Annotated in this window: 19 protein-coding genes and 1 pseudogene; 8 read left to right on the forward strand and 12 right to left on the reverse strand. The window is 54.2% G+C overall.

Going from position 1 to position 18,473, the window contains the following annotated elements:
- Window positions 1-165 precede the first annotated feature (165 nt).
- The 3 genes from ABK821_RS13710 (at window position 166) to mdtI (ending at window position 1,150) form a co-directional block, all read left to right on the forward strand.
- Window positions 166-351, forward strand: a complete 186-nt coding sequence (locus tag ABK821_RS13710) for a hypothetical protein (RefSeq protein ID WP_241675643.1) — start codon at window positions 166-168, stop codon at window positions 349-351.
- A gap of 117 nt (window positions 352-468) precedes the next feature.
- On the forward strand, window positions 469-834 hold the full coding sequence (gene mdtJ / locus ABK821_RS13715) for a multidrug/spermidine efflux SMR transporter subunit MdtJ (RefSeq protein WP_142501343.1): 366 nt from the start codon (window positions 469-471) through the stop codon (window positions 832-834).
- On the forward strand, window positions 818-1,150 hold the full coding sequence (gene mdtI / locus ABK821_RS13720; RefSeq protein WP_142501342.1) for a multidrug/spermidine efflux SMR transporter subunit MdtI: 333 nt from the start codon (window positions 818-820) through the stop codon (window positions 1,148-1,150). Before mdtJ ends, mdtI begins: the two co-directional genes overlap by 17 nt.
- Before the next feature lie 81 nt (window positions 1,151-1,231).
- Here mdtI and ABK821_RS13725 read toward each other — a convergent pair whose 3' ends face one another.
- The 4 genes and pseudogenes from ABK821_RS13725 to ABK821_RS13740 all read right to left on the reverse strand — a co-directional run bounded on the left by ABK821_RS13725 (window position 1,232) and on the right by ABK821_RS13740 (window position 6,404).
- Entirely contained in the window at window positions 1,232-2,044 is an 813-nt protein-coding gene (locus ABK821_RS13725) for a trypsin-like serine peptidase (protein ID WP_395033967.1), read from the reverse strand.
- An 864-nt stretch (window positions 2,045-2,908) separates the two neighbouring features.
- Window positions 2,909-3,214: pseudogene (gene asr / locus ABK821_RS13730) on the reverse strand (acid resistance repetitive basic protein Asr); the annotation flags it as partial.
- Window positions 3,215-3,389: 175 nt separating this feature from the next.
- Complete coding sequence (locus ABK821_RS13735) at window positions 3,390-4,877, reverse strand: carboxypeptidase M32 (RefSeq protein ID WP_343178748.1); 1,488 nt, start codon at window positions 4,875-4,877, stop codon at window positions 3,390-3,392.
- Between the two features lie 276 nt (window positions 4,878-5,153).
- The gene (locus ABK821_RS13740; protein ID WP_138362156.1) at window positions 5,154-6,404 is read right to left on the reverse strand and encodes an MFS transporter; all 1,251 of its coding nucleotides are present in this window, start codon (window positions 6,402-6,404) and stop codon (window positions 5,154-5,156) included.
- A gap of 118 nt (window positions 6,405-6,522) precedes the next feature.
- Between ABK821_RS13740 and ABK821_RS13745 the strand changes: the two genes are divergently transcribed.
- The 3 genes from ABK821_RS13745 to bioD all read left to right on the forward strand — a co-directional run bounded on the left by ABK821_RS13745 (window position 6,523) and on the right by bioD (window position 9,593).
- Window positions 6,523-7,416 (forward strand): LysR family transcriptional regulator, encoded by an 894-nt coding sequence (locus tag ABK821_RS13745; protein WP_138362157.1) that lies wholly within the window; start codon window positions 6,523-6,525, stop codon window positions 7,414-7,416.
- Window positions 7,417-7,549: 133 nt separating this feature from the next.
- A complete protein-coding gene (mlc, locus tag ABK821_RS13750) occupies window positions 7,550-8,770 on the forward strand; it encodes a sugar metabolism global transcriptional regulator Mlc (RefSeq protein ID WP_395033968.1) in 1,221 nt (406 codons plus the stop codon).
- Between the two features lie 127 nt (window positions 8,771-8,897).
- Window positions 8,898-9,593: a dethiobiotin synthase gene (gene bioD / locus ABK821_RS13755; RefSeq protein WP_138362159.1), complete on the forward strand. Its 696-nt coding sequence runs from the start codon at window positions 8,898-8,900 to the stop codon at window positions 9,591-9,593.
- Here the strand turns inward: bioD and clcB are convergent.
- From clcB to ABK821_RS13785, 6 genes are all read right to left on the reverse strand, one after another.
- Window positions 9,546-10,841, reverse strand: coding sequence for a voltage-gated ClC-type chloride channel ClcB (gene clcB, locus ABK821_RS13760; RefSeq protein ID WP_343178747.1), 1,296 nt, complete (start codon window positions 10,839-10,841; stop codon window positions 9,546-9,548). The genes bioD and clcB overlap by 48 nt on opposite strands.
- A 151-nt stretch (window positions 10,842-10,992) precedes the next feature.
- Window positions 10,993-11,598 (reverse strand): Tat proofreading chaperone DmsD, encoded by a 606-nt coding sequence (dmsD, locus tag ABK821_RS13765; protein WP_138362161.1) that lies wholly within the window; start codon window positions 11,596-11,598, stop codon window positions 10,993-10,995.
- Window positions 11,599-11,632: 34 nt separating this feature from the next.
- Window positions 11,633-12,490 (reverse strand): DmsC/YnfH family molybdoenzyme membrane anchor subunit, encoded by an 858-nt coding sequence (locus ABK821_RS13770; RefSeq protein WP_343178746.1) that lies wholly within the window; start codon window positions 12,488-12,490, stop codon window positions 11,633-11,635.
- 1 nt (window position 12,491) lies between these two features.
- A complete protein-coding gene (locus tag ABK821_RS13775) occupies window positions 12,492-13,109 on the reverse strand; it encodes a DMSO/selenate family reductase complex B subunit (RefSeq protein WP_138362163.1) in 618 nt (205 codons plus the stop codon).
- A 10-nt stretch (window positions 13,110-13,119) separates the two neighbouring features.
- Window positions 13,120-15,555, reverse strand: coding sequence for a selenate/tellurate reductase subunit YnfE (gene ynfE, locus ABK821_RS13780; protein WP_343178745.1), 2,436 nt, complete (start codon window positions 15,553-15,555; stop codon window positions 13,120-13,122).
- Window positions 15,556-15,827: 272 nt separating this feature from the next.
- Window positions 15,828-16,079: a DUF1161 domain-containing protein gene (locus ABK821_RS13785; RefSeq protein ID WP_138362165.1), complete on the reverse strand. Its 252-nt coding sequence runs from the start codon at window positions 16,077-16,079 to the stop codon at window positions 15,828-15,830.
- Between the two features lie 127 nt (window positions 16,080-16,206).
- On the opposite strand from ABK821_RS13785, the gene ABK821_RS13790 reads away from it, so the two are divergent.
- On the forward strand, window positions 16,207-16,893 hold the full coding sequence (locus ABK821_RS13790) for a YnfC family lipoprotein (RefSeq protein ID WP_374043519.1): 687 nt from the start codon (window positions 16,207-16,209) through the stop codon (window positions 16,891-16,893).
- Here the strand turns inward: ABK821_RS13790 and speG are convergent.
- Window positions 16,887-17,447, reverse strand: coding sequence for a spermidine N1-acetyltransferase (speG, locus tag ABK821_RS13795; protein WP_138362167.1), 561 nt, complete (start codon window positions 17,445-17,447; stop codon window positions 16,887-16,889). The two genes, ABK821_RS13790 and speG, sit on opposite strands and share 7 nt — an antisense overlap.
- Window positions 17,448-17,503: 56 nt before the next feature.
- Entirely contained in the window at window positions 17,504-17,845 is a 342-nt protein-coding gene (locus tag ABK821_RS13800) for a DUF1283 family protein (protein WP_138362168.1), read from the reverse strand.
- Window positions 17,846-17,981: 136 nt separating this feature from the next.
- Here ABK821_RS13800 and ABK821_RS13805 point away from each other — a divergent pair, with 136 nt between their 5' ends.
- Window positions 17,982-18,308: a YnfA family protein gene (locus tag ABK821_RS13805; RefSeq protein ID WP_142501334.1), complete on the forward strand. Its 327-nt coding sequence runs from the start codon at window positions 17,982-17,984 to the stop codon at window positions 18,306-18,308.
- Window positions 18,309-18,473: the final 165 nt, after the last annotated feature.

Genomic DNA, 18,473 nt, shown 5'->3' on the forward strand with positions numbered 1-18,473 from the left:
GTCTCAATGCTTTTGCTGCCTAATTCGCCTGTGCTCCCTCAAAAAGCCGCCTGTAATAAATAATCGATGGGGCGCCATCATAATGGCAGGCGACAAGAGAAAAACTAATCAAAATCAAATATCCGCAGTAAAGAACTGCAAAGACTTTGAGTTAAATGTGACATTATGGTACAAATCTCCGGGTGTATAACGACTGAGGACAATTTCCATCCGCAAATGACGAGAAGCAATCCCGCGGATAATTGTAATTTTATGGACAATCAGTTCAGGATGTATATTTCCCATCACCCTGTAGTTTCCCTCTTTAACGCCTGTTTTTCTGGCGAACAGCACTGGCGCTCGGCGCTTTAGTCTTCTTCTTTCTGCCTGAGCTGGCGCTTCGCGCACGGCTAAAATAACGTCGATATTTTTCCGGTTTACGACGCCGTAAACCGCAACGAATTATATTCTCAAGCAGGAGAAGGGATCATGTTTTATTGGCTTTTATTAGCGCTTGCCATCGTTGCTGAAATTACCGGCACCTTGTCGATGAAATGGGCGGGTGTCAGCGGTGGTCATTCGGGATTTATTTTAATGCTGGTGATGATCACGCTCTCTTATATTTTTCTGGCTTTCGCGGTGAAAAAAATCGCCCTCGGCGTGGCTTATGCCTTATGGGAAGGGACAGGTATTTTACTGATCACTATTTTCAGCGTTCTGCTGTTTGATGAGGCACTGTCAACAATAAAAATCGCCGGTTTGATCACGCTGATTGCCGGAATTGTATTGATTAAATCCGGGACGCAGAAAGCCGTGAGTCCGTGTAAGGAGGGCCGTCATGCCACAACAGTTTGAGTGGGTTCACGCCGCCTGGCTGGCGCTGGCTATTGTACTGGAAATTATTGCCAACGTGTTTCTGAAGTTTTCTGATGGCTTTCGCCGCAAATTGTACGGCATGATGTCGCTGGCGGCAGTCCTCGGCGCCTTTAGCGCACTTTCGCAGGCGGTTAAAGGGATTGATTTGTCGGTAGCCTACGCGCTGTGGGGCGGTTTTGGTATCGCAGTAACCATTGCCGCCGGGTGGATACTGTTTGGTCAGCGTCTGAACAGGAAAGGCTGGATCGGTTTAATCCTGCTGGTGGCGGGCATGGTCTTAATTAAACTTGCCTGAATCTGGTGAAATACCGGGCTTTGGCTCAGAAGCACGATTTCACTCTGTTATTGCAGATAAATCAACGGCAGGGCTGGCCACTTATTGGGCGGCCAGCGCTTCCAGTTTGTCGCGAAAACCGGTAACGGCGATGGCGCGGTTATCGGCTCGCCATCGATCTTTTGCGCCAGGCGCTGAGCTCTGTACCGCAATGACCTGCCAGCCGTTAGCCGTTTTTAGCAACAGCGGCGAGCCACTGTCCCCCGGCAGGGTATCGCATTGATGGGAGAGGACCGAACTCTGTGCCCAGCCGGTCACCACGCAATCCTCATGCGCGTAAAGGTTATCCAGATGATCTTCCGGATAGCCTGCCTGAGTCACTTTACGTTCTGCGGTTTTCAGCGCGGCGGTCAGCTCGGCTTTCGTGCCGCTAAAAATCGGCACCGGCGTAATCCCGGACGGCGCATAGCGGATCATGATAAGGCCGAAGTCCCAGGGCGCCGCTGTCGTTGGCACTATCCAGCCGTCGCCATCGGCTTTAAGCCGCTTTGCCAGTGATGGCGTAACGCGGCCTTCAATCCCGTGAATTTCGTAAACCCAGCGCCCCTTGTGAGAGATAAAGCGCAACGCGACAGGTTTATCCGGTTTACCGTTGGGTGGCGTAAGCAGGCAGTGTCCGGCGGTGAGGGCCAGATGAGGAGAGATAAGCGTGGCGGTGCAGAGATTGCCGCTGGCGGTTTCCAGTTGCCCAATGGCATCCCAGGGATCATCAGCCTGCGTGCTTACCGGTTTACGGTCATCGTGACCGAAAAATAACGTTTTAATATCTTTTGCACTCATGCCATCGTCGTCAGCCAGGACCCACGAAGGCAGCAGGCAAATTGAACACAGTAATAACAGTACGTCTCTACGCATATCACTCTCAGGGGAGATAATTCTGTATATTGAAAGTAGCAGCAGATTTAAGTTTATGAAAGTTAAGAATAATTCCAATCAAGCCGAACGGCAGGAAAAATCAGCAAAAGTCGCCGGTGACAATCAGGCGAATGGCGTGATTTCAATAGTTTAACGTCGATTTCCGTTAGCGCTATTTCCGCAGAAAAAGGAAGTGGAAGCAATATAAATCGTGTATCCGAACGTACGAGAGTCCGTGAGAAATAACGCAATATCAATATGCGCGTTCTCTGAGCGCCGGTTAGCGTAACCATTGCGAAAAAAGAGATAACTTTAGCGGAAAAGAGCATTTCTTTACGTGTTTATGAATGACGTTAAAAGCGAAACATTTTCTCACCGTAAACAGTGTGATTGCGACGACCTTGTTGAGCAAACAGTGATGTTAGCCCGGCGATGATACCGGCAATTTCTTATATCCGTTGTACGGGAGGATCGATGTCTAAACAAGGTATTCGCGCATTAGTCTATGTTTCGCTGGCGTCTGCGATGATCTGGGGCGCTACCGGTTATCTACTGGTTAAGGCCGTTCACGTTCTGTAATCAGGCTTTGATCCGCGAGGGAGGGGACGTTGAGGACATGTGACCGTTGCGGATGCAACCCGAACGTTTAACAGCGACCGGGGATTTTCTGGTTGCTTCTGGCAGGTATCAGTATTTAGTCGAGAAAAAAACGGCTGGCGACCAGCGCGCAGATAATCAGCAGGATCAGGATGAGCTCAAAACGATAGCGCTGCAGCATGGGTGCTCTCCAGAAAAAACGGCGCTGAAGGAGACAGCGCCGATCTGATGTCAACCAACCTAACAACCTAACCGTGGAGATTAAGCAGCCGGTTGTGTCGCCGGTTTAGCGGCGTGATGCTTGGTGATTTTTTTGTGTTTTTTAGCAGCCTGCGCTTTCTGGGTTGCAGCAGGTTTAGCTTTTACTTTTTTGTGTTTTTTAGCAGCCTGTGCTTTCTGCTCTGCTGCCGGTTTAACCGCTTTTTTGTGTTTCTTGTGGTGAACCACTTTAGCGGTGGTGCTGTGAGTTGCAGCAGCCGGAGCCGTGGTGGTGGTGGTGGCCGCGTCGGCAGCGAAAGCAGCAGATGACAGACCCATAGCAGCGGCAACGACCAGAGCTAATACTTTATTCATTCTGATATCCTCGAAAAGGTTTCTTCATTTCAACCCCACTGCGGGGCCGTTGAAATAACTATATGCTTGTCTTTTCGGGGTTTCCGTGAGTGTTTGGTATCGGCGTGTAACGGTATGTACAATCTCGTGCGACAAAGAGAGACACGGCGTCAGGCTGAGCCCGACGCCGGAGAAATTAAAGATAGCGCGCGATGAGGTGCTGGCGGAAAAAGTCGCTGTTAAGGTCTTCCCCGGTAGCATGTTGAATCAACTGTGAGGTGCTGAAACGGCTACCGTGCTGCCAGATATTCTGCCGCAGCCAGTCGAAAAGGGCGCTAAGGTTGCCGCTGGCGATGTCGCTTTCTAACTTCGGCAGGGCGCGTTTGGCCGATGCCATCAGTTGAGCGGCGTACATTGCCCCTAAGGTATAAGACGGGAAGTAGCCAAAGCCGCCGTCAGTCCAGTGGATATCCTGCATACAACCATCGCGGTAGTTGCCGTTGGTGGACAGCCCGAGCCAGTGCTGCATTTTTTCATCCCATAAAGCCGGAATATCATCGACCTCGATTTCGCCATCAATCAATGGGCGTTCGATTTCGTAACGCAGAATAATATGTGCCGGGTAGCTCACTTCATCGGCATCGACGCGGATAAAGCCTGGTTTGACGCGCTGATTCCAGGCAATGAAGTTCTGCTGACTAAAGGCCGGTTGATCGCCGAAGTACTGGCGTACCGTAGGCAGCAGGCGCTGCAGGAAGGGGTTGCTGCGGCCAAGTTGCATTTCAAAAAACAGGCTTTGCGACTCGTGGATTGCCGTCGAACGGGCATGGGCGATGGGCTGACCGAGCCAGTTACGCGGCAGATTTTGTTCATAGCGCGCGTGGCCGGTTTCATGAATCACGCCAAACAGGGCGCTGAGCAGGTCATTTTCATTGTAACGGGTGGTGATGCGGACATCCTGCGGCACGCCGCCGCAGAACGGATGGGCGCTGATATCCAGGCGCCCGCTGTCAAAATCAAACCCCAGTACGCGCATCGTTTCCAGCCCCAGTTCACGCTGGTCGGCAATCGGGAACGGCCCCTCTGGCGCGATGAGCGGCGTATGCGCCTGCTTCTCCACAACCTGTGCCAGCAGCGAGGGAAGCCAGGATTTAAGATCGGCGAACAGGACGTCAAGCCGCGCGCTGGTCATATCTGGCTCAAAGATATCCAGCAGCGCATCATAGCGGGAACAGCCTTTTGCTGCGGCCCGGATTTGCGCCTCTTCGCGGCTGAGCCTGACCACTTCACGCAGGTTTTCGGCAAACCCTGACCAGTCATTGGCCGGGCGCTGGCTGCGCCAGGCGTGCTCGCAGCGGCTTCCCGCCAGCGATCTGGCTTCAACCAGACTTTCCGGCAGCAGCGCCGCCTGCTCATACTGGCGGGTCATTTCGCGCAGATTGGCCTGTTCGACATCGTTCAGATCTTCCTGAAGCGCGTTGTTCAGCCATTCCCCTACTTTTTTATCGGTCAGAATCTGATGCTGCAAAACGCCGAGTTCCGCTAACGCTTCGCTGCGGGCCGCGCTGCCGCCAGGCGGCATCATCGTGAACATATCCCAGCCGGCAATGGCGGAGAGGTGCGAAAAGCGTGAAAGGCGCTGAAAGGTGTGAGTAAGCAGATGATAGTTTTCGTTTTTTGTCATAGTTACACTCTGGGATGTTGCTAATGAAAAGTAAATGATTCGTTGGCTTCTACACTATCCTGATACCATCGTCAGGTCGAGGGATGCGAGAACTTCCTGCCTAAATCTTGCGGACAATCAGAGAAGAGTATGAGCAATAACGGGCCGGTGCTGCGGCAGCAGCCCATAACGAGGTGGGAGGCGCGTGGCTGATGGTTTACCCTCAGCTCTTTTACGACGTAGAGCACTGAGGCGAGAGGTGAGTCACGTGACCAGTTCAGGCCACGTGAACAAATACTATTTCAGACGATTGTGCAAACACCAGCCGGTCAGCAGGGCCACCATCAGCATCAGGGTGATAAACCCTCCCACGCCATTCCAGCCGTAGTTATGCCAGAAGATGCCGCCCAGCGTGCCCGCGACGCTGGAACCTACATAGTAGCTGAATAAATAGAGCGATGATGCCTGACCGCGGGCGCGGCGCGCACGCGGGCCAATCCAGCTACTGGCTACCGAGTGAGCAGCGAAAAAACCGGCCGAGAACAGCAGCATACCGATAAAAATCAGCCAGAGTGAAGAGAACAACGTGAGCAGCAGGCCGATGAGCATCACTGCGATAAAGAACAGCATCACCGGGCCGCGACCGTAGCGGACCGACATGGCGCCGGCTTTTGGCGAACTCCAGGTGCCGGTCAAATAGACCACTGATAACAGGCCGACAACGGCCTGGCTCAGCGACCACGGCGAGAGCATCAGTCGATAACCGATATAGTTAAACAGGGTGACAAACGACCCCATTAACAGAAAACCTTCGAGGAACAACAACGGCAATCCGCGATCGCGCCAGTGCAGGCGAAAGTTGATTAGCAACGATTTAGGCCGCAGCGAGGTCGGGCGGAAGTGACGCGACTCCGGCAGGATACGCCAGAACATAATTGCCGCCGCCAGGGCGAAACCGCTGATTACCGCCAGCGCAATGCGCCAGCCAAAGAAATCGGTAAACACCCCGGTCAACAGACGCCCGCTCATACCGCCAATAGAGTTACCGCTGATATAAAGCCCCATCGAGAAGGCGACGACGCTGGGGTGAATCTCTTCACTCAGATAGGTCATACCGACCGCCGCGACGCCGCTCAGCGACAGGCCAATTAGCGCGCGCATTATCAGGATCCCATGCCAGCCGGACATCATTGTGGACAGCAGGGAGCAGCAGGAGGCCAGCACCAGCGCGGTCACCATCACCTGCTTGCGGCCAATGGCGTCGGAAAGCGGGCCGGTAAACAGCAGCCCAATCGCCAGCATGGCGGTGGAAATCGACAGCGAGATACTGCTGCTGGCCGGTGAGATACCGAATTCGCGGGAGAGCACCGGCAGGATCGGCTGTACGCAATAGAGCAGCGCAAAGGTTGCCAGTCCGGCGGAAAAGAGAGCGAGGGTGACACGAATAAATTGGGGGGTACCGCGTTTAATAAACTGATTTGGCTGAGGAACGATAATGTCGCTGACATCGCTTGCCGGGACGGTGTCAACGGTAGTTGTACGACTCACGGAAAAATCCTTGGTGATAAACAGTGTGTTAAGTGCCAGACGCTGCACGTATTTAAGGGTATGAAAAGCAAAATATTCTGTCTAATATATTAATAATCTCAAATAAGACGTTTTAAATATGAATATCGAGCTGCGTCATTTGCGTTACTTTATCGCGGTGGCTGAAGAGCTGCATTTTGGCCATGCCGCCGCGCGGTTAAACATTTCCCAGCCGCCCCTTAGCCAGCAGATTCAAATTCTCGAACAGCAAATTGGCGCACGTCTTTTTGCCCGCACTAACCGTAGCGTGAGCCTGACGGAGGCCGGAAAACAGTTTCTGGCCGACAGCCGACAAATCCTCTCTCAGGTAGATGATGCCGCCGCGCGGGCCGCCCGCCTGCATCATGGCGAAACCGGCGAATTGCGCATTGGTTTTACCTCTTCAGCGCCGTTGATTAAGACGGTATCCGACACCCTGTCGACTTTCCGCCGCCGCTACCCTGATGTTCATATCCAGACCCGGGAAACCAATACCCGCGAACAAATTGTGCCGCTTAACGAAGGCGGGCTCGATCTCGGGCTGATGCGTAATACGCAACTGCCGGATACGCTGGTCTGGGAACGAATTTTGCGTGAACCGCTCCTGGCAATGGTCCCTTGCGATCATCCGCTGGCCAGCCAGCCCGGCGTGAGTTTGCGGGAGCTGGCGCGGGAACCGTTCGTGTTTTTCGATCCCCATGTAGGCACCGGGCTGTACGACGATATTCTGGGGTTAATGCGCCGCTATGGCCTGTCGCCGGTTATTACCCAGGAGGTGGGGGAGGCGATGACCATTATCGGACTGGTTGCCGCCGGGCTTGGGGTGTCCATTTTACCTGCTTCGTTTAAGCGAGTTCAGTTGCCGGAAATGCGCTGGTTGCCGATTAAAGAACAGGATGCGGTCTCGGAAATGTGGCTAGTCTGGTCGAAACATCACGAACAGGGGCTGGCGGCTCAGCGCTTACGCGAATCGCTTCTTGCCAGCGCCGAATGATTTTTTTAAGACAAAAATCGCTTAAAAATGTGCAGTAAATCACAAGGCTAAGCAAAAATTTGACGAGTGACGTTGAAGTGCTTCACCATAGCCCAGATTTTATTTCGAAGCGCGAAAATAAAGGGAGTCAACGGTGGTAGCGGACAGTCAGCCAGGGCATATCGATCAAATTAAGCAGACCAATGCGGGCGCTGTTTACCGCCTGATTGATCAGCTTGGCCCGGTTTCGCGTATCGATCTTTCGCGCTTTGCGCAACTGGCGCCTGCCAGTATCACGAAAATCGTGCGCGAAATGCTGGAAGCGCACCTGGTGCAGGAGACGGAAATCCAGGAGCCGGGAAGCCGGGGGCGCCCTGCGGTGGGGCTGATGGTGGAAACGGAGGCCTGGCACTATCTTTCCATCCGTATTAATCGCGGTGAAATCCACCTTGCGCTGCGGGATTTAAGCAGTGCGCTGGTGGTGGAAGAGCAACTGGAACTGGCATTGCAACACGTGCAACCTTTTGCGACGCGATTACTTGATCATGTTGACCAGTTTTTTATACGCCATCAGAAAAAACTGGAGCGTTTAACCGCTATCGCCATCACCATGCCGGGAATTATTGACACCGAGAATGGCATCATCCACCGGATGCCTTTTTATGATGACGTTAAGGATATGCCGCTTGGGGAAATACTGGCTAATCATACCGGGGTGTCGGTCTACATTCAGCACGATATCAGCGCCTGGACGATGGCGGAATCGCTGTTTGGCGCATCGCGAGGGGCGCGGGATGTGATTCAGGTGGTTATCGATCATAATGTCGGCGCAGGCGTGATCACCGACGGTCGCCTGCTGCATGCCGGCAGCAGCAGCCTGGTGGAAATCGGTCATACCCAGGTCGATCCTTACGGTAAGCGCTGCTATTGCGGCAACCACGGCTGTCTGGAAACCATCGCCAGCGTGGAGAGCGTGCTGGAGTTAGCCCGGGTGAGAATGGCGAAATCGATGAGTTCGATGCTGCATCAGCAGCCGTTAAGCGTGGAGTGGCTATGTCAGGCGGCATTGCAGGGGGATCTACTGGCGCGGGACATTATCAGCGGCGTCGGGAACCATGTCGGACGGATCCTGACGATTATGGTCAATCTCTTTAATCCGCAAAAAATCCTTATTGGTTCCCCCTTTAACCAGGCGTCGGATATCCTGTTTCCGGCGATATCTGATTGTATTCGGCAGCAGTCCTTACCGGCGTACAGTCGCCATATCGCGGTAGAAAGCACCCAGTTCTCTAACCGGGGTACGATGGCTGGCGCGGCGCTGGTCAAGGACGCCCTCTATAACGGATCGTTGTTGATACGACTGTTACAGGGTTAACATTTTTTCATATTCACACCAAAAATTGCGCTATCTCAAGCTGACCTCATATGGCATCGCGTAGACTTTTTCCACCGTTGATTATTTCTCTCCTGTATATTTCATCAAAATAACTGTGGGGTTAGTGATGTTTAAGCGTTTCTTCATAACAGGTACTGACACCGCTGTCGGGAAGACAGTGGTTTCCCGTGCGCTGTTGCAGGCTCTGGCGGCCAGCGGCAAAAGCGTCGCCGGGTACAAGCCTGTGGCGAAGAGTAGCAAAGAGACGCCGGACGGATTGCGCAACAAAGACGCGCTGGTGTTACAGAGTGTGTCGTCGTTGACGTTACCGTATGATGCTGTCAATCCCATCGCATTAAGCGAAGATGAAAGCAGCGTGGCGCATAGTTTCCCGATCAACTACGGCCTGCTGTCGGATGGGCTGCAGCGTCTGAGCAGTCAGGTCGAGCACGTGGTCGTCGAAGGGACCGGCGGCTGGCGCAGCCTGATGAACGATCTGCGTCCGCTCTCGGAATGGGTAGTACAGGAGCAACTGCCGGTATTAATGGTGGTGGGGATTCAGGAAGGGTGTATTAATCATGCCTTACTGACTGCGCAGGCTATTGCCAATGATGGTTTGCCGCTGATTGGCTGGGTCGCTAACCGCATCAATCCCGGTCTGGCGCATTATGCCGAAATTATCGACGTGCTGAGCAAGAAACTGCCTGCGCCGCTGATCGGCGAACTGCCTTATTTGCCACGAGCCGAACAGCGCGAACTGGGCCGGTATATTGATCTATCGATGCTCGGCGAGGTGATGGCGATAGATAGAATCTCGGCATAGCGTCCGCGACAGCACTGATGCCAGTACGCTGGCAATCAATAAACCGGGCAGTAAAACGTATTGTCCGGTCATTTCGCATATCATCAGCGTTGACATAATCGGCGCGTGAGTAGTGGCCGCCAGGAACGCCGCCATGCCGGTTAAACCCATCATGATCGCCATTTCGGCGCCGCCCTGTAGCCAGATCCCTGTCAGGCTGGCAAACAACATACCAATGCCCAGGCCGACAAAGAGTGTCGGCGTAAAAATCCCGCCCGGCGCGCCGGAACCGCTGCTGGCCAGCACCGCAAACAGCTTGCAGACGAATACCATCAGCATCACGCCGAAGAGCGGTGGCGCCAGGAGATAGCGCTGCACCACACTGTAGCCGTTGCCCCAGACGGCGGGCGCGACCAGCGACAACAGGCCGACGATAATGCCGCCCAGCGCCAGTTGCCACGGCGGTGAAAGGCGTAGTCGGACGAAACAGTGATGGCTAAACCCCATCAGCCTGATGAACAGAGGGCCGCACAGTCCGGCCAGCAACCCGGTAGCCAGCATCAGTGCATATTGTGTCGCCCCCATGTTTTGATGGAATTCAACCTGATACAACGGCGCCGCGCTACCGTTCATCAGATTCGTCAGTAGCAGGGCGATCACGGCGGCAATCACCACCGGGCCCAGCGACGCCAGCATCAGCGTGCCAAATAAGATCTCAGCGATAAACAGGCTGCCAGCTAACGGCGCGTGATAAGCGCTGGCCATCCCGGCGGCGGCACCACAGGCGACCCACAGTTTCCATTCTTCTTTGGGGGTAAAACGGCGCGCGAACAGCGAGGCCGCCAGGGCCGCCAGCAGGATCATCGCCCCCTCGCGGCCAATGGCGCTGCCGGTGGTCACCACCAGCAGGGAGGCCAGCGACTTCACCAGGCTGGCTGGCGTATCAAACACGCCGTCACCTGTCTCAAGGGCTTCCATATAATCGGTCGGCGCATGCGGCCGATCGACCGTCCGGCGTTGCCAGAGCCAAAGCAGAATGCCTGCGCCCAGGCCGCCAAGCGCCGGAGTTAACATCCGACGCCACCAGGGAAGCGCCTTTGCGGCATTGACCAGGCCGCCGCTGTCATTGTCCAGAAACAGGTCTTCCAGTCCGACCATCGCATGGCGAAACAGGGCGACCGCCAGCGCGGCAAAGGCGCCGACTAACATGGCAAACAATAAGCGACGGAACATCACCTGAAGATCAGGATAGCTATGGAGACGTTGCATCAGTGGATACGATTAACAGGAAACAGAGGCTTATTGTGCTGGGAAATAAGAATATACGCAAAAGCTATAAGCATGGATAAACGTGTATAAATGTGAATACGTGACATTGTCACAAAAACATCATGCCTGCCTGACAGGCATGATGCACGGTTTAACGGTAGAGGGGTTTTTCAGCCACCGCGCAGGACAGTTGCGTCTGCCAGTGTGCCAGCGTTTCTTGCGCCAACATGCCCAGCGCCTGATAAAAAGCGTTTCCCGCGTCGGCGACAAATACGCTTAAAAAGCGGCCTGACCACGGAAGCAGGTGCCAGGCAAGAAGCTGGGAGAAGGTTTCATCCTGACCGGACTCGCAGAGCCAGGCGGCCAGCAGCAGCAGCGTCCCGAAGTGGTCTTCAGGTTCTGTGCGTTGCGCCGCCAGACTGATGCCGTTCGCCCGCATCCACTCACGCAACTCCAGCGTTGAGTCGCCGAACAACACGCTCTCTTTATCCAGCCAGACCGAGCCCCACGGCGGCGCGGGCAAAGCCCACGGGCCGATAAACAACCGTTGCCAGGCCTCGGGCAACGGTTCCTCGTCGACAACAGCGAACTGCGCCGCCAGAATGTCCGGGACCGACCAGGGCCACTGACTTCGCCAGCTGCCATCGCGCAGGGCGGCCACTAAGGGGGCCGCCTGCTCGCTATCCGGAGCAAAAGTAAACAACGCGCCCAGCGTACGGGCGCTTAAAGAGATTGCGTTACGGTCATCGGAATGCATGGTTCTATTGTTCCTTAGCAGGTGACTCAGTTGCTTAACCGGCAATGGCTGTGCCGACCGTCATATGCAGGCCATAAAACAGGCCGCGGCCGATAAACTCGCCGAGTAATACCAGTATCAGGCCGGACAGTAAGCTGACGATCTGTGGCGTTTTCCGCCTTGCCAGCGGGCAGATCCAGCAGCCAAGACCCAGCGTCAACAGGACGAAGCGTAATGTTTGCAGCCAGCCATAATCTGGCAACAGCTTGCTGGCCTGTTGCACGGAACTGTGAATGCTCGCCAGTTCGCTACTTTGCAAAATGACAACCGCGAGGCTTGCCAGCAGTGCGAAAGTGCTGATGGAGGCGAACACTGTACCGTTGAACGTCACGTTGGCCATGCGCAACAGCAGGGCGGCAAACAGCGGCCCGCAGAGTAGCATCGTCAGGAAGAATGCGGCGGTGGTGTAGCCATTATACCAGGTGGGAACGGTATCGATTTGGTACACCAGGGTCATTGCAAGGACGAACAGGCAGCCGAGCAGCATGGTGATCAGGAGCCAGGTTTTTGCCAACATCCGCGGCATTTTTCCGAGAAAGCTGAGTAGCCACCAGATTCCGCCTGCCGCGAAGAAGAGCGCCCCAGCGGCAATTTCATTACTTAATGCCGATGACCCGATGCGGTTAAGGGAATTAAATGCCCGGAACGGTGAACCGAGATGAAGGACTGACGCCAGAAAACCCACTCCCATCAACAGCCAGATAAAAAACATGCTGCGCACCAGGCGCTGGCGGGCGTCGGTGTTATTATTCAGCGATAGCCAGCCAGGCCCGGCCACGATCATTGCGCCGGCAACGCTTTGCCCCAGTACCGTAAAGAGCACCAGCGGCCATTCATGCCATCCATTTCCCATTTTAAACCTCCTCTGGATTGGCCAGATAGCCGGTGGTATCGCCGCAAGGGCGCGCATTAACGTTTGGCCTGATGACAATACTCGGCCTGGTGAAGTGCGCAGATGGCAGCGGCGCGACGGCGGAAAGCGGGCCGTATTTTTCACGTAGCGCATCGATCGGGCCAAAGTCGAGCGCCCGCAGCGGGCAGGACTCGACGCAAATCGGCTTTTTACCTTCGGCGACTCTGTCGTAGCAGCCGTCGCATTTTGTCATATGGCCTTTTGTCGCATTGTACTGCGGTGCGCCGTACGGACAGGCCATATGGCAGTAGCGGCAGCCGATACAGACCGCTTCATCCACCACCACAAAACCGTCATCGCGTTTATGCATTGCTCCGCTGGGACACACTTTCGTGCAGGCCGGGTCTTCGCAGTGGTTACAGGCGATGGAGAGGTAATAGGCGAAGACGTTTTGATTCCAGACGCCGTTATCTTCCAGCCAGTCGCCGCCGGCATACTCATAGATGCGGCGAAAGCTGACGTCAGGGGTTAAGTTTTTATAATCCTTACAGGCCAGCTCGCAGGTTTTACAACCGGTACAGCGGGCGGAATCGATAAAAAATCCATATTGAACGCTCATGGTTTACTCCTTAAACCTTCTCGATTTCGACCAGATTGGTGTGCTGCGGATTGCCTTTCGCCAGCGGTGAAGGACGCTGAGTGGTCAGCGTATTGATACAGGAGCCGTAATCGACGCGATCGCCGTTCATATTGGCGTCATGCCAGGCTCCCTGGCCCATTGCCGACACGCCGGGCATGATCCGCGGGGTGACTTTAGCCGGGATACGTAACTCGCCGCGGGTGTTGAATACGCGCACCATATCGCCGTTTTGGATCCCGCGTTTTTCAGCATCCAGCGGGTTAATCCACACTTCCTGGCGGCAGGCGGCCTGGAGCACATCAACGTTGCCATAGCTGGAGTGGGTGCGTGCTTTATAGTGGAAGCCAAACAGTTGCAGCGGAAACTTATCGCGCAACGGGTCATCCCAGCCTTCGAAGGTGGCGGCGTAGATCGGCAGCGGGCTGATGGTCTCGTCCTTTTCCAGTTGCCATGTCGCGGCAATGTCCGCCAGGCGGCTGGCGTAAATTTCGATTTTACCCGAGGGGGTTTTTAACGGGTTGGCAATGGGGTCTTCGCGGAAATCACGATAGGCAACAAAATGACCGTTGGGATCTTTACGTTTGTAAATCCCCATTTTTTTCAGTTCGTCATAGCCCGGCAGCGCGGGATCTCTGGCCAGCATTTTTGTATACAGATAGCGTAGCCACTGCTCCTGGGTGCGGCCTTCGGTAAATTTCTGATAGATATCATCGCCAAGACGTTTCGCCACTTCGCTGAGGATCCAGTAGATTGGCTTGCGTTCGAATTTGGCAGAGGTGACCGGTTGACTGAAAATAAGATAGCCCATGTTACCGGCATAATCGTTAGGGATGATATCTTCTTGCTCCACGGTCATCAGGTCCGGCAGCAGGATGTCGGCGTATTTTGCCGATGAGGTCATAAAGTTTTCGATAACCACGATCATCTCGCATTTGCTCTCATCCTGCAGGATCGTGTGAGTCTTATTAATATCGGAGTGCTGGTTGGTGATGGTGTTACCGGCGTAGTTCCAGAGGAATTTAATCGGCACATCCAGCTTATCCTTACCGCGCACGCCGTCGCGGGTGGCGGTCATTTCCGGGCCGCGCGCGATGGCGTCGGTCCAGCTAAAGCAGGAGATAGCGGTTTTCACCGGATTTTCCAGCACCGGTAGCCGTTCAATGGTGATGGTATACGTGGATTCGCGCGCGCCGCTGTTGCCGCCGCTAATGCCAACGTTGCCGGTGAGTATGGGTAACATGGCGATGGCGCGGGCGGTCAGCTCACCGTTAGCCTGGCGCTGAGGCCCCCATCCCTGGCAAATATAGGCAGGCTTAGCGCTGCCGATTTCCCGGGCCAGTTTGACAATGCGGTCGGCAGGGATGCCGGTGATGCGTGAGGCCCATTGCGGGGTTTTGGCAATGCCATCATCACCGTCGCCAAGGATATATGCCTTGTAATGCCCGTTCGCCGGGGCATCAGCCGGCAGTGTTTTTTCATCGTAACCGATGCAATAGTGGTCGAGGAACGGCTGATCAACCAGGTTTTCATTAATCAGAACCCAGGCGAGCCCCGCTACCAGCGCGGCGTCGGTGCCGGGACGGATTGGCAGCCACTCATCCTCCCGCCCGGCGGCGGTGTCGGTATAACGGGGATCGATAACAATCATTCGCGCGTTTGAACGCGCGCGCGCCTGTTCTAAGTAATAAGTGATACCACCGCCGCTCATGCGGGTTTCCGCCGGGTTATTGCCAAACATCACCACCAGTTTGCTGTTTTCAATATCGGAGGTGCTGTTGCCAAGGTTGCTGCCGTAAGTGTAGGGCATGGCGCAGGCAATTTGCGCGGTGCTATAGGTACCATACTGATTTAGCGAACCGCCATAGCAGTTCATCAGGCGTCTTACGGTGGAGGCCGATGGTGAGGAACGGGTTATATTGCCGCCAACGATCCCGGAGGTGTAGTTAATATAGACCGCTTCGTTACCGTAATCCTGAACGATTCTTTTGAGATTGTCGGCAATCGTATCCAGCGCCTCATCCCAACTGATACGCGCAAACTTGCCTTCGCCGCGTTTGCCAATGCGTTTCATTGGGTAATTGAGACGGTCCGGGTGGTTGATGCGTCGGCGAATAGAGCGGCCACGCAGACAGGCGCGCACCTGATGATCGCCATAAATATCCGTGCCGGTGTTATCCGTTTCGACCCAGATAACTTCGTCATCGCGCACATGCGAACGCAGGGCGCAGCGGCTACCGCAGTTGACCGAACAGGCGCCCCAGACAATGCGTTCCTCGCCGCGCGTGGCGTCCTGTACGGCAGCGGCGGCGTTGCGCAAACTGAAAGGCAACGACAGGCCACCAGCCGCAAGGGCCAGGGAACCAAGAGCCGATGATTTAATTAGCGTTCGACGGCTAACCCCGCCGTGATTTTCATGATTAGACATTTCTCACTCCATGATCTTGTTATAATGCGCATGCAACGACACTGCTGCTGTTCAGCATGTAGAGTGAGAAATCATACTTAAAAGGGGTCAGGCAGATCTTATCCCCGGTCAACCGAGGGATAAGACCTTTATACCCGTCATACTTCAAGTTGCTTGTGCGTTGGCTACGTTCGTACACCCCAGTCACTTACTCCTGTAAGCTCCTGGGGATTCTCTCACTTGCCGCCTTCACGCAACTCAAATTATTTTGGGTATACAACAAAACGGCGGGGTTACTGCGCGTCGCTGTCGCGAGTGTAGATGATTTTAAAGGTATCATTGGCGCAATGGCCAACAACTTGCGCCCCGGGCTGATCGGGTTGATCGCTCGGCACAATCGTCAGGCTGAAGCCAGAGGCGGGAACGCCGTTATTGATGATTTTTTGCTGAATCTCGTTTTTAACCCGTTCGCATGAGTTCGGCGCAGCCAAAGCGGATGCCGAACCCAGCAGCAGTGCCGCGCATAGCCAGGGGGAACGTTTCATCACAAACTCCTGATTGATATTATCCAGATTTTAAGCATAGCAGAAGTCAGGTAAACAATTGTATTTGCTAATATGATTGTATGATGCAAAAAAGGAATCGCAGGTGAAAATACGATTTTTTCTGCTAATGGCAATATGGGCACTCAGCGGCTGTGATGAAAAAGCGCCGCCGCAGGCGTTTACGCCGGAAATGGCCAGCTTTTCCAATGAGTTTGAATTCGATCCGCTACGCGGGCCAGTGAAAGCGTTTAGCCAGAAACTGTATAATCAACACGATGAAGAAGTGAAGTGGGTGAAAGGGCGCCTGTCCCGTGAAGGCTGTTTCGATCTGCTGGCGTTTCAGGATCGGGAGAATCGCACCGGCGCGGTTTTAGTCCTTGACGCTAACTACTATCTTGATGCGCAAAGTCATGAAAAGCGCCTGCGTTTGCAGGGGAAATGCCAACTGGCGGAGATGCCATCGGCGGGCGTGTTGTGGGAAACCGATGATAACGGGTTCGTCGCCACCGCCCGTGCCGGGGCGAGCGTCACGACATACCGCTACGATAGCGAAGGCTATCCGTTAGGTAAAACGACGGTTGCTAACGATGATCGTTTGACGGTGAGCTCAACCCCATCCGCCGATCCGCGGAAAAAACTGGACTATACCGCAGTAAGCATATTCAACCATCGCACGTTGGGCCACGTGAGTCAGAGCTGTGATTACGATAGCCATGACAACCCGGTCAGTTGCGAGCTTCAGGTCATTGATGACAGCGTACAGCCGTCGGTAACACGCCGTTATACCATTAAAAATAGCATTGAGTATTACTGAGCCGTTGGCTTCAGCAGCGTCTGGCCCGGCGTTTTATGCTCTGCCAGGTACTGGTGCTGGAACAGGCACATGCGGATGGTGTTGCGGTATTCACCGTTAATAAAGAATTCGTGAATCAGTTCGCCTTCCACCATAAAACCGAGTTTGCGGTAGATATGGATCGCTTTTTCATTCTCTTTATCCACGATGAGGTACAGCTTATAGAGGTTGAGCACCATAAAACCGTAGTCCATCGCCAGTTTCGCCGCGCGGGTGGCCAGGCCTTTTCCCTGATAATCCGGGGAGATAATTATCTGGAATTCAGCGCGGCGGTGAACATGGTTTATTTCCACCAGTTCAACCAGACCAGCCTTCTGTTCGTCGCACTCAATAACAAAGCGGCGCTCACTTTGATCGTGGATATGTTTATCATACAGGTCAGAAAGCTCTACAAAGGCTTCATAGGGTTCTTCAAACCAGTAGCGCATGACGCTGGCGTTGTTGTCGAGCTGATGGACGAAACGCAGGTCTTCGCGTTCTAGCGGGCGGAGTTTGACGTGATAAGCGTCAGTCATGGGAATTCCTGTGCGTTTGTGCGGGGATGAATGATGGCGCCCGCAGGCGCCAGATATTACGGCGTGATAACGCGGCCAGTACGACGATCAAGGCAGCGCAGGGTATTAGGTTCCCAGTAGGCGTTAACGTTCGCGCTCTTCTGGCAATTGTCCTGGGCATCAAAAGCCACGTCGGCTTTGTCCCACTCTTTCTCTACGCGTTTGTTGACCTTCTGGCGTAACGAACGGGTATCGTTCCACTGCTCTTTTTCCATTGCGGCCTGCTGGCGGCTTTGGGCGCTATCGCCGGACTCAATCACCAGCGTGTCGGTTTTGGCAAATGACGATGCGGTAAAGACCATCGCGCTCATTGCCAGCAGGGCGGTCAGGCACCAGCGTTTGTTCAGTGTCATATTCATCACGATTTCCTTTAAGTGATCCCCTTCGACTCAGTTTACTATATCTCTTTTCGGCAGCATATCCGACAAAACAGAGTAACCTGCGGTTATTATTGCGTAGAATGTGTTAACGATTATTAAACTCATGAATCTTTGAATGTTAAAAACGACGCTGCTTTTCTTTGCTACTGCGCTGTGTGAAATCATTGGTTGTTATCTCCCCTGGTTATGGTTAAAACGCGGGGCGACCCCCTGGTTGCTGCTGCCGACCGGCGTGGCGCTGACGCTGTTTGTCTGGCTTCTCACGCTTCACCCGGAAGCCAGCGGCCGTGTATATGCTGCTTACGGCGGGGTTTATGTTTGCACCGCGCTGCTGTGGTTGCGTTTCGTCGATGGCGTAAAACTCAGCCATTATGACTGGGCTGGCGCGCTGATTGCGCTGTGCGGGATGCTGATCATTGTCGCGGGCTGGGGGCGCGCATAGTGCGTTTTCGCGGTTAAGACGAGGGGCAGAAGATACTGTCCCGGTTGCTTTTATTGTTATGTTTTTCCTCAACGGGCTGCTTGATTTTTTCTTTTTTCTTCTTTTTTTGCCTTACGAGATAACGTGATCGGCAGCATGTTTTTTGATCGTTATACTTGTATGGTA

This window comes from Klebsiella sp. KE9456, from assembly GCF_043832615.1.
GTDB lineage: Bacteria > Pseudomonadota > Gammaproteobacteria > Enterobacterales > Enterobacteriaceae > Klebsiella > Klebsiella indica.

Coding starts and splice junctions, on each gene's coding strand:
- ABK821_RS13710 (WP_241675643.1), top strand. CDS start 166: ATGGTACAAATCTCCGGGTGTATAACGACTGAGGACAATTTCCATCCG.
- mdtJ (WP_142501343.1), top strand. CDS start 469: ATGTTTTATTGGCTTTTATTAGCGCTTGCCATCGTTGCTGAAATTACC.
- mdtI (WP_142501342.1), top strand. CDS start 818: ATGCCACAACAGTTTGAGTGGGTTCACGCCGCCTGGCTGGCGCTGGCT.
- ABK821_RS13725 (WP_395033967.1), bottom strand. CDS start 2,044: ATGCGTAGAGACGTACTGTTATTACTGTGTTCAATTTGCCTGCTGCCT.
- ABK821_RS13735 (WP_343178748.1), bottom strand. CDS start 4,877: ATGACAAAAAACGAAAACTATCATCTGCTTACTCACACCTTTCAGCGC.
- ABK821_RS13745 (WP_138362157.1), top strand. CDS start 6,523: ATGAATATCGAGCTGCGTCATTTGCGTTACTTTATCGCGGTGGCTGAA.
- bioD (WP_138362159.1), top strand. CDS start 8,898: ATGTTTAAGCGTTTCTTCATAACAGGTACTGACACCGCTGTCGGGAAG.
- clcB (WP_343178747.1), bottom strand. CDS start 10,841: ATGCAACGTCTCCATAGCTATCCTGATCTTCAGGTGATGTTCCGTCGC.
- dmsD (WP_138362161.1), bottom strand. CDS start 11,598: ATGCATTCCGATGACCGTAACGCAATCTCTTTAAGCGCCCGTACGCTG.
- ABK821_RS13770 (WP_343178746.1), bottom strand. CDS start 12,490: ATGGGAAATGGATGGCATGAATGGCCGCTGGTGCTCTTTACGGTACTG.
- ABK821_RS13775 (WP_138362163.1), bottom strand. CDS start 13,109: ATGAGCGTTCAATATGGATTTTTTATCGATTCCGCCCGCTGTACCGGT.
- ynfE (WP_343178745.1), bottom strand. CDS start 15,555: ATGTCTAATCATGAAAATCACGGCGGGGTTAGCCGTCGAACGCTAATT.
- ABK821_RS13785 (WP_138362165.1), bottom strand. CDS start 16,079: ATGAAACGTTCCCCCTGGCTATGCGCGGCACTGCTGCTGGGTTCGGCA.
- ABK821_RS13790 (WP_374043519.1), top strand. CDS start 16,207: ATGGCAATATGGGCACTCAGCGGCTGTGATGAAAAAGCGCCGCCGCAG.
- speG (WP_138362167.1), bottom strand. CDS start 17,447: ATGACTGACGCTTATCACGTCAAACTCCGCCCGCTAGAACGCGAAGAC.
- ABK821_RS13800 (WP_138362168.1), bottom strand. CDS start 17,845: ATGAATATGACACTGAACAAACGCTGGTGCCTGACCGCCCTGCTGGCA.
- ABK821_RS13805 (WP_142501334.1), top strand. CDS start 17,982: ATGTTAAAAACGACGCTGCTTTTCTTTGCTACTGCGCTGTGTGAAATC.